The sequence below is a fragment of the Streptomyces sp. NPDC001348 genome (genome assembly GCF_053597535.1).
Genome location: NZ_JBSFIK010000035.1, coordinates 94,647 through 103,958, shown reverse-complemented (window position 1 = coordinate 103,958; position 9,312 = coordinate 94,647). Strand labels below are relative to the sequence as shown.

Sequence of the window (9,312 nt, the reverse complement as noted above, 5' to 3'; positions counted from 1 at the left end):
GCAAGGCGGAGCATCACCCGCGTACTGGATGTACTCGGGTGGTGCGACAACGCGGCGAGGTGCCGTGCCGGGCGTCGCGAGCCGGTGAACCTTTCTGGTCGCAGCACTAGCCCGGTCGCCGAAGGCTTCGCGGGCCTCCTCGGCGGCGGTTACCGGCCCGTTCCCCGGCGAGGATCGTGATCGCCTGGCCGGGGTCTCGTCGGTCGGGCCGCCGCCGCGGTCGCGCCGGTGCGGCTCAGTCCCCGTCCCCGGAGTGGTTCGCGGTCTTGGAGAAGCTGTCGTGCCAGGCGGCCTTCGCGCCGGAGTCGCCTATGCGGTAGACGTCGACCACGGCTCCCGCGGCCACGGCCAGCGACAGCACCGCCACGACGATCCGCACGGGCGTGGCCGTCCACCGGGTGGCGGTCGCCGCGCCACCGCCGTCGACGGCGCCGCCCTCCACGGCACCGGCCGACGCCGTCCCGCCCCGGCGTGCCGCCCACCACACCACCGCTGCCAGCACGAACAGCCCGAGGGCCCAGGGCAGTAGCCCGTCGCCCAGCTCGGTGTGCCGTCGCACCAGGGCATCGCTCTCGACGTGCGCCTCGAGCCACTCGCCGGCCTGCGTGGTCAGCGGCACGCTGACCAGGGCCACGAAGGCGAGCAGCGGCAGCAGTACGCCCAGTCTTCGGGCGGCCGGCGGCCACAGCGCAGAGGCCACCAGGGCCAGCGCGGTCAGTGGCACCAGTACGACCACGACATGGACGAGCAGGACGTGCGCGGGCAGTCCGTTGATGAGACTCATCGGGGTGATTCCCTCCAGGGATCGGGGGTGCCACCCTGGCACAGGAACCTCTCAGGTGCCTCTGAGTCTCCGCTCAGGCGGTGGCCACCCCCGGTGTCGGCGGCGCCAGCTGCCGGGCCAGCCACGTGGGTACGCCGCCGAGGAGGCGGAACAGACGGCGGGCCTCCTCGCGCAGGCGGGACGCCTCCGGCTCGGTCTCCGTGTCCGCCAGGGACGCCAGCGCGGGGGCCGTACCCACCAGGTACCCGAGCTCCTCGAGGATGCGGAGGGACTCGGCGAAACCGTGCCGGGCCTCCGCCGACTCGCCGTCCCGCAGAGCGAGTCCCGCCAGATGCCGCCAGGTGAAGGACAGCAGCAGCGGATCGGAGTGCGCGGCGGCGCCCGCGTGGGCCCGGCGGTAGGCGGCACGGGCCGCCTGCGGTGAGCGGGCCAGGTTCTCGGCGAGCAGCCCGCGCCGGAAGTCCAGCAGGGCCCGGCCGGGAGCGTCCGGCGGGATCAGCGCGGCGGCCCGCCCGAGCGCGGCCCGCGCCTCGTCGGCCCGGTCGCGCACCCTGTGCAGGGTGGCCGCGTAGGCGAGCTGCCCGCGCTCGCAGGCGGCGGCCCCCCGCGCCTCGTCGTCCCGGGCCAGCGCCTCGGCGGTGCGCAGCGCGTCCTCCGCCTCCTCCCACCCCCGCTCGGTGTACAGGCACCGTTCGACGAGCAGCCCGGCGCGTTGCAGCGCGGCGGCGGCGGTGTCCGGCCGGAGCAGGGCCGCCGCGTCGGCCCAGCAGGCCCGCGAGCGCAACCGCCATACCGCGGTCTGGAGAGGATCGTCACCGGCGGTCGTTCCGTTCCCAGACATGGCGGAGTGCGCCACGTTGCCCTCCTCGAGCGCGCCATCGAGCTTCTGAGTGGTGGCCGCATTCCAGCACCGATCGACGGGCCGGGCCAAGAGGCTGGGTGAAAGTTTTCACAAAGTGACGGGAGTGATCCCCTCCGGGATCGCTTGCCGCGCTCAGCTCATCCGCAGCGCCAGGAAGAAGTCGAGCTTGTCCTCCAGCCGGGACAGATCACGCCCCGTCAACTGCTCGATCCGGCCCACCCGGTAGCGCAGCGTGTTGACGTGCAGGTGCAGCCGGGTGGCGCAGCGGGTCCAGGAGCCGTCGCAGTCGAGGAACGCCTCCAGCGTCGGTATCAGCTCGGCCCGGTGCCTGCGGTCGTAGTCCCGGAGCGGGTCCAGCAGCCGCGCGGTGAAGGCCCGGCGCACGTCGTCCGGGACGAAGGGGAGCAGCAGTACGTGCGAGGCCAGCTCCTGGTGGCCCGCCGCGCACACCCGGCCCGGGCGCGCCGCCGCCACCCGCCGTGCGTGCCGCGCCTCCTCCAGCGCCCCGCGCAGCCCCTCCGCCGAGTGCACGGCCGCGCTGACGCCGAGTGTGACCCGCCCGTCGTCGCCGAGCCCGGCCGACAGCGGCTCGCGTACGGACTCCAGCAGCGCCTCGGCGAGGACCCCGGCCTCCGATCCGTCGTGCTCGACGGACACCGCCGGCAGCGGCACCAGCGCTATCGCCTCGTCACCGGTGTGCGCGACGGCGATCCGGTCGGAGGGCTCGGGGCCGGTCGCGCGGGGATCCACCAGGATCTCCTCCAGCAGCGACTGGGCCACCGGCCCGCCGTCGACCTCCCCGCCGTCCCACTCGACGCGGGCCACCACCACCTGCCAGTGCGGGGCCGTGCCCAGGCCGGGCAGCAGCACCGGTGCGGCGACCCTCAGCCGGGCCGCGATCTCGGCGGGCGGCGCACCCGTCTGCACCAGCTCGAGGACCTCCTGTGCGAGCCGCCGCCGGACCGTGCGCGCCGCGTCCCGCCGGTCGCGCTCCACCGCGATCAGCTGGGTGACGCCCTGCAGCAGGTCCAGGCGCTCCCCGGGCCAGTCACCGGCGTCGGCCTCGACGGCCAGCAGCCAGTCCGACAGCACCGTCTCGCGCACGTCCCGGGCGGCCTGCGAGGAGCGGCTGCTGCCACGGATCGGGAAGAGGGAGTACGTCATATGGCCCAGCGCGGTCCGGTGCGGTCCGCGGCGGCCGGTGCGTCGGGCGGCGAGCTGCTCGGCGGCGAGCCGGGCGCACACCTCGGCGGGCAGCGCCGGGCCGGGGTTCTTGGGGCCCGCGATGAGGCGGCCGGTCGGCGACAGCACCCAGGCGCTCAGGTCCAGGTCCGAGCCGAGCAGGTCCAGTACGACGTCCGGGCCGCCGCCGGCCGGGCCGGACGTCATCATCCGGCGGTGCCGGTCCACCACGGCCGCGAGGTCTCCGGCGCGCTCCCCGGAGACCTGCCGCACGACGTGCTCGGTGATCGTCGCGAACGCCACCGACTCGTGCACCGCGAACAGCGGCAGCCGGTGCCGGGCGCAGGCCACGACCAGATCGTCCGGTACGTCCCCGAGCTCCGCCTCGCCGGCGGCGAGCGCGGCCACGCCGGCCTGCACCAGGATCCGTACGAAAGGCTCGGAGTCCGCGGCGTCCCGGCGCCAGGCCAGGCCCGTCAGCACCAGCTCACCGCCGGAGAGGTAGCGGCTGGGGTCGCGCAGGTCGGTGGTCATCACGCCCCGGACGGCGCGGTCCAGCTCGTCCTCGCCGCCGAGCAGCCGCAGGCCCAGCGCGTCGGTGTCCAGCAGTGCGCGCAGCCGCATTCTCGTCCGCCGTTCTGTGTCTCGAAAACTACGATGGAATGTGGAGAGTCTCGTGGGGTTCGGGCCCGGTGATGTTTCCGCGGGAAAACGCAGAGGTTGCCGATGACCTCGGTTCATACGAATCTACAAGATGCCCGCGCTGGCCAGCCAACTCCTTCATGGTTTCCGTGACTGACCCCGGCGGAGCCGAGCGCGGTGTACTGACCCCGTCCAGCGTGAACCGCCGTGAACAGCTCGTGCACGAGCCGGGCCCGCCGCACCCGATCTGGCTCGAACCGTACGACCACAAGACGAGGAAGAGAGCCGGTCATGGACTTCCTTCGCCCCGCCGGCTGGGAGGAGGCGCTCGCCGCGAAGGCCGAGCACCCCACCGCCGTGCCCATCGCGGGCGGCACCGACGTGATGGTCGAGCTCAACTTCGACCACCGCAGACCCGAGTACCTCCTCGACCTGAACCGCGTCGCCGACCTCTACGAATGGGAGGTCGGTGAGGACAGCGTGCGACTGGGGGCCTCGGTCCCCTACACCCGGATCATGGCGGACCTGCGGGCCGAGCTGCCGGGCCTGGCCCTCGCCTCGCACACGGTCGCCTCCCCGCAGATCCGCAACCGCGGCGGCGTCGGCGGCAACCTGGGCACCGCCTCCCCGGCCGGCGACGCCCACCCCGCGCTGCTCGCGGCGGGCGCGCAGGTCGAGGCCGAGTCGGTGCGCGGCTCCCGGCTCATCCCGATCGACGAGTTCTACACCGGTGTGAAGCGCAACGCGTTGGCCCCCGACGAGCTGATCCGCGCGGTGCACATCAAGAAGGCCGACGGCCCGCAGCAGTACTCCAAGGTCGGCACCCGCAACGCCATGGTCATCGCCGTCTGCGCCTTCGGTCTGGCACTGCACCCCGAGACGCGCACCGTGCGCACCGGCATCGGGTCCGCCGCCCCGACCCCCGTACGGGCGAAGACCGCCGAGGAGTTCCTGAACGCGGCGCTCGGGGAGGGCGGCTTCTGGGACAACGGCAGGATCATCACACCGTCGGTCGCCAAGCGGTTCGCGGACCTGTGCTCCGCCGCCTGCAACCCGATCGACGACGTGCGGGGCACCGCGAGCTACCGCCGCCACGCGGTCGGCGTCATGGCCCGTCGCACGCTCACCTGGACCTGGGAGTCGTACCGCGGCGCCCGCCGTGGCTCGGAGGGAGTCGCCTGATGCGCGTCAACTTCACCGTCAACGGACGTCCGCGGCAGGCCGACGACGTGTGGGAGGGCGAGTCCCTGCTCTACGTGCTCAGGGAACGCCTCGGCCTCCCCGGTTCCAAGAACGCCTGCGAGCAGGGCGAGTGCGGCTCCTGCACGGTCCGGCTGGACGGTGTGCCGGTGTGTTCCTGTCTGGTCGCGGCGGGGCAGGTGGAGGGCCGTGAGGTCGTGACGGTCGAGGGGCTGGCGGACCTCGCCGAGCAGCGGTCGTGCGGTACGGCGCGGGCGGCGGGCACCGACTCCCGGACCGGCGCGGGCCCCCGGCTCGCCCCGATCCAGCAGGCCTTCGTCGACGCCGGCGCCGTCCAGTGCGGCTTCTGCACCCCGGGCCTGCTGGTCGCCGCCGACGAGATGCTGGAGCGCAACCCGGACCCGACCGACGAGGACATCCGCGAGGCCCTCTCGGGGAACCTGTGCCGCTGCACCGGCTACGAGAAGATCATGGACGCGGTCCGCCTGGCGGCCGCCCGGCAGGGAGAGGCGGTCTGACCCCGATGCCCGACGGCGCTCCCACCGGAATCACCCAGGACTCGCGGACCAGGGGCGGCATAGGCGAGTCCACGCTCCGCCCCGACGGCACCCTCAAGGTCACCGGCGAGTTCGCGTACTCCTCCGACCTGTGGCACGAGGACATGCTCTGGGGCCAGATCCTGCGCTCCACCGTCGCCCACGCCGAGATCGTCTCCATCGACACGGCCGGGGCCCTGGCCACCCCGGGCGTGTACGCCGTCATGACCTACGACGACCTGCCGACCGGCGTACGGAACTACGGCCTGGAGATCCAGGACACCCCGGTCCTCGCGCACGGCAAGGTCCGCCACCACGGCGAGCCGGTCGCGATCGTCGCCGCCGACCACCCGGAGACCGCCCGCCGCGCCGCCGCGAGGATCAGGGTGGAGTACCGCGAGCTGCCGGTGATCACCGACGAGGCCTCGGCCACCGCACCGGACGCGGTCCTCGTCCACGAGAACCGCACCGACCACCACTGCGGCCATGTCCCGCACCCCAACATCGTCCACCGCCAGCCGATCGTCCGCGGCGACGCGGACGAGGCGGCGAAGAGGGCCGATGTGATCGTGACGGGCGAGTACCACTTCGGCATGCAGGACCAGGCCTTCCTCGGCCCGGAGTCCGGTCTGGCCGTACCGGAGGAGGACGGCGGCGTCCACCTCTACATCGCCACTCAGTGGCTGCACGCGGACCTCCGGCAGATCGCGCCCGTCCTCGGTCTGCCCGAGGACAAGGTCCGGATGACCCTGGCGGGCGTCGGTGGTGCGTTCGGCGGCCGCGAGGACCTGTCGATGCAGATCCACGCCTGTCTGCTGGCCCTGCGCACCGGGAAACCGGTCAAGATCGTCTACAACCGCTTCGAGTCCTTCTTCGGGCACGTCCACCGCCATCCGGCGAAGCTGTACTACGAACACGGCGCCACGAAGGACGGCAGGCTGACGCACGTCAGAGCCCGGATCGTCCTCGACGGCGGCGCGTACGCGTCCTCCTCCCCGGCCGTGGTCGGCAACGCCTCCTCGCTCGGCGTCGGCCCGTACCGGGTCGACGACGTCGACATCGAGGCCCTCGCCCTGTACACCAACAACCCGCCCTGCGGGGCCATGCGCGGCTTCGGCGCGGTCCAGGCGTGTTTCGCGTACGAGGCGCAGATGGACAAGCTGGCGAAGAAGCTCGGCATGGACCCGGTGGAGCTGCGCCGGCTGAACGCCATGGAGCAGGGCACGCTCATGCCGACGGGCCAGCCGGTGGACTCACCCGCTCCCGTCGCCGAACTGCTGCGCCGGGTCAAGGCGATGCCCATGCCACCGGAGCGCCAGTGGGAGAGCAGCGAGGGCGCGGACGTACGGCAGCTGCCCGGCGGTCTGTCCAACACCACGCACGGCGAAGGCGTCGTACGAGGTGTGGGCTACGCGGTCGGCATCAAGAACGTGGGCTTCTCCGAGGGCTTCGACGACTACTCCACCGCGCGGGTCCGCATGGAGGTCGTCGCGGGTGAACCCGTCGCCACCGTGCACACGGCGATGGCGGAGGTCGGCCAGGGCGGCGTCACCGTGCACGCGCAGATCGCCCGGACCGAGCTGGGCGTCGCCCAGGTGACCATCCATCCGGCGGACACCCGGGTGGGCAGCGCCGGTTCCACCTCCGCCTCACGCCAGACGTACGTCACCGGCGGCGCCGTCAGGAACTCCTGCGAGCTGGTGCGCGAGAAGATCCTGGACCTCGGCCGCCGCAGGTTCGGCACGTACCATCCCGCCTGGGCCACCGCCGAACTGCTCCTGGAGGACGGCAAGGTCGTCACCGAGGCCGGCGAGGTACTGGCCGGCCTGGCGGACGTGCTCGAGGACGAGGTCGTCGAGGTCGAGGCCGAGTGGCGGCACCGCCCGACCGAGCCCTTCGACCTGCGCACCGGCCAGGGCAACGGCCACGTCCAGTACTCCTTCGCCGCGCACCGGGCCGTCGTCGAGGTCGACACCGAGCTCGGCCTGGTCAAGGTCGTCGAGCTGGCCTGCGCCCAGGACGTCGGCAAGGCGCTCAACCCGCTGTCGGTCACCGGCCAGATCCAGGGCGGCACCACGCAGGGCCTGGGCGTGGCGGTGATGGAGGAGATCATCGTCGATCCGAAGACGGCGAAGGTCAGGAACCCCTCCTTCACGGACTATCTGATCCCGACCATCCTGGACACGCCGGCCATCCCGGTCGACATCCTCGAACTCGCCGACCACCACGCCCCGTACGGGCTGCGCGGCGTCGGCGAAGCCCCGACCCTGTCGTCGACCCCGGCCGTCCTCGCGGCGATCCGCGACGCGACGGGGCTGGAGCTGAACCGGACGCCGGTCCGTCCGGAACACCTCACGGGTACATGATCCGCCGAGAGCCGAGCAGGTGAGTGTCCTGAGGCATCTTCCCGGGCTGTTTCGCCCTCCCACTGATGGAGAGCCGTCGCGATCGAGGAGGACCGACAGATGCTGGACATCGCCGAGGAACTGGGCCGGTGGACAGGGCAGGGCCGTGACTTCGCCGTCGCCACCGTGGTGGCGGTAGGCGGGAGCGCTCCGCGCCGCCCCGGCGCCGCCCTCGCGGTGGACTCCGACGGCACGGCGATCGGCTCGGTCTCCGGCGGCTGTGTGGAGGGCGCCGTGTACGACCTGTGCCGGCAGGCCCTGGAGGACGGCGAGCCCGTGCGGGAGCGCTTCGGGTACAGCGACGAGGACGCCTTCGCCGTCGGTCTGACCTGCGGCGGCGTCATCGACATCCTGGTCGCCCCGGTGCGGGCGGGGGACCCCGTCCGTGCGGTGGTCGCGGCCGCGCTCGCCGCCGCCGCGCGGGGGGAGGCGGTGGCGGTGGCGCGGATCGTCTCGGGCCCGGCCGCCCTTCTCGGCAGGGCGCTGCTGGTGCGGGCCGACGGTTCCTTCGAGGGCGGTTTCGGCGGGCACCCCGAGCTGGACCGCACGGTGGCCGCCGAGACGACGGCCTTCCTGGACGCGGGCCGTACCGGCACCCTGGAGACCGGCGAACGGGGCTCTCGCTGCGGGGCCCCGCTGACGGTGCTGGTCGAGTCGTCGGTCCCGCCGCCCCGGATGATCGTCTTCGGCGCGATCGACTTCGCGTCCGCGCTGGTCCGCGTCGGCAAGTTCCTGAACCACCACGTGACCGTGTGCGACGCCCGTCCCGTCTTCGCCACCCGGGCCCGCTTCCCCGAGGCGGACGAGGTCGTCGTGGAGTGGCCCCACCAGTATCTGGAGCGCACGCACGTCGACCGCCGTACCGTCCTGTGCGTGCTGACCCACGACGCGAAGTTCGACGTACCGCTGCTGAAGCTGGCGCTGCGGCTGCCGGTGGCGTACGTCGGCGCGATGGGCTCCCGCCGGACCCACCTCGACCGCAACGAGCGCCTGCGCGAGGTCGGTGTCACCGAACTGGAACTGGCCCGTCTGCACTCGCCGATCGGCCTCGACCTCGGCGCCCGTACGCCCGAGGAGACCGCCCTGTCCATCGCCGCGGAGATCGTCGCGCACCGGCGCGGCGGCACCGGCGTCCCGCTGACCGGCGCGCACACCCCGATCCACCACGACACCACCCCGGCACCGGCGGGGCGGATCGGATCGGTGGCCTAGAACCGCGCGGGCCGCCACACCGGGTGCGAGCCCTTCACGGGCTGCCCAGCAGCGCGTTCACCGCCCGTCCGAACACCGTGCGGGACGCCGCGGTCAGGGGCCGGTCGAAGGCGGAGGGCAGCCCGCGTACCCGCAGTTCCTCCCGCCACAGGACGCGTGTACGGCCGCCGGGTCCCGGGTGCACCTCCAGTTCGGCCCAGCCCAGCACCACGCGGCCCCGCTTGACCAGGCGGCACAGTCCGGGCTCGCCGTCCCGCGGCGGGCGCCAGACGGTGATCTCCATGGGGTCGTCGAAGGCGAGCGGTCCGATCCCGGAGCGTGCCACGACCAGCGTGCCCCGACGGGTCGGCGGATCGGTGACCACGGTGATCCGGGTCAGGGGGACGGCGTCGGCGTGCCGCGACCACTGGGTGAGCCGGCGCCACGCCTCGTCGACGGGGAGCGGTGCCGTGCGTTCGAGGAGGAAGGTGACCACGGCACGATCGTAGG

The 9,312-nt window shown here is 73.2% G+C and carries 8 protein-coding genes; 4 read left to right on the top strand and 4 right to left on the bottom strand.

Annotation, left to right across the window (positions count from 1 at the left end):
* Nucleotides 1-235 precede the first annotated feature (235 nt).
* The 3 genes from ACWC21_RS30355 to ACWC21_RS30345 all read right to left on the bottom strand — a co-directional run bounded on the left by ACWC21_RS30355 (nt 236) and on the right by ACWC21_RS30345 (nt 3,452).
* Nucleotides 236-784 carry a DUF2231 domain-containing protein gene (locus tag ACWC21_RS30355; protein ID WP_450886385.1) on the bottom strand — a complete coding sequence of 183 codons (549 nt, stop codon included), beginning with the start codon at nt 782-784 and terminating at the stop codon, nt 236-238.
* Nucleotides 785-857: 73 nt separating this feature from the next.
* A complete protein-coding gene (locus ACWC21_RS30350) occupies nt 858-1,625 on the bottom strand; it encodes a hypothetical protein (protein ID WP_450886383.1) in 768 nt (255 codons plus the stop codon).
* Nucleotides 1,626-1,778: 153 nt separating this feature from the next.
* Nucleotides 1,779-3,452 (bottom strand): PucR family transcriptional regulator, encoded by a 1,674-nt coding sequence (locus ACWC21_RS30345; RefSeq protein ID WP_450886381.1) that lies wholly within the window; start codon nt 3,450-3,452, stop codon nt 1,779-1,781.
* Between the two features lie 309 nt (nt 3,453-3,761).
* Between ACWC21_RS30345 and ACWC21_RS30340 the strand changes: the two genes are divergently transcribed.
* From ACWC21_RS30340 to ACWC21_RS30325, 4 genes are all read left to right on the top strand, one after another.
* Nucleotides 3,762-4,652, top strand: coding sequence for an FAD binding domain-containing protein (locus tag ACWC21_RS30340; RefSeq protein WP_450886380.1), 891 nt, complete (start codon nt 3,762-3,764; stop codon nt 4,650-4,652).
* The gene (locus ACWC21_RS30335; RefSeq protein WP_450886378.1) at nt 4,652-5,188 is read left to right on the top strand and encodes a (2Fe-2S)-binding protein; all 537 of its coding nucleotides are present in this window, start codon (nt 4,652-4,654) and stop codon (nt 5,186-5,188) included. The genes ACWC21_RS30340 and ACWC21_RS30335 overlap by 1 nt, the downstream gene beginning before the upstream one ends.
* Nucleotides 5,189-5,193: 5 nt before the next feature.
* On the top strand, nt 5,194-7,572 hold the full coding sequence (gene pucD, locus ACWC21_RS30330; protein ID WP_450886376.1) for a xanthine dehydrogenase subunit D: 2,379 nt from the start codon (nt 5,194-5,196) through the stop codon (nt 7,570-7,572).
* Nucleotides 7,573-7,671: 99 nt separating this feature from the next.
* Nucleotides 7,672-8,823 (top strand): XdhC family protein, encoded by a 1,152-nt coding sequence (locus ACWC21_RS30325; protein ID WP_450886374.1) that lies wholly within the window; start codon nt 7,672-7,674, stop codon nt 8,821-8,823.
* A gap of 34 nt (nt 8,824-8,857) precedes the next feature.
* Here the strand turns inward: ACWC21_RS30325 and ACWC21_RS30320 are convergent, their stop codons facing one another.
* Nucleotides 8,858-9,298 (bottom strand): SRPBCC family protein, encoded by a 441-nt coding sequence (locus tag ACWC21_RS30320; RefSeq protein ID WP_450886372.1) that lies wholly within the window; start codon nt 9,296-9,298, stop codon nt 8,858-8,860.
* Nucleotides 9,299-9,312 lie beyond the last annotated feature (14 nt).

Coding starts and splice junctions, on each gene's coding strand:
- ACWC21_RS30355 (WP_450886385.1), bottom strand. CDS start 784: ATGAGTCTCATCAACGGACTGCCCGCGCACGTCCTGCTCGTCCATGTC.
- ACWC21_RS30350 (WP_450886383.1), bottom strand. CDS start 1,625: ATGTCTGGGAACGGAACGACCGCCGGTGACGATCCTCTCCAGACCGCG.
- ACWC21_RS30345 (WP_450886381.1), bottom strand. CDS start 3,452: ATGCGGCTGCGCGCACTGCTGGACACCGACGCGCTGGGCCTGCGGCTG.
- ACWC21_RS30340 (WP_450886380.1), top strand. CDS start 3,762: ATGGACTTCCTTCGCCCCGCCGGCTGGGAGGAGGCGCTCGCCGCGAAG.
- ACWC21_RS30335 (WP_450886378.1), top strand. CDS start 4,652: ATGCGCGTCAACTTCACCGTCAACGGACGTCCGCGGCAGGCCGACGAC.
- pucD (WP_450886376.1), top strand. CDS start 5,194: ATGCCCGACGGCGCTCCCACCGGAATCACCCAGGACTCGCGGACCAGG.
- ACWC21_RS30325 (WP_450886374.1), top strand. CDS start 7,672: ATGCTGGACATCGCCGAGGAACTGGGCCGGTGGACAGGGCAGGGCCGT.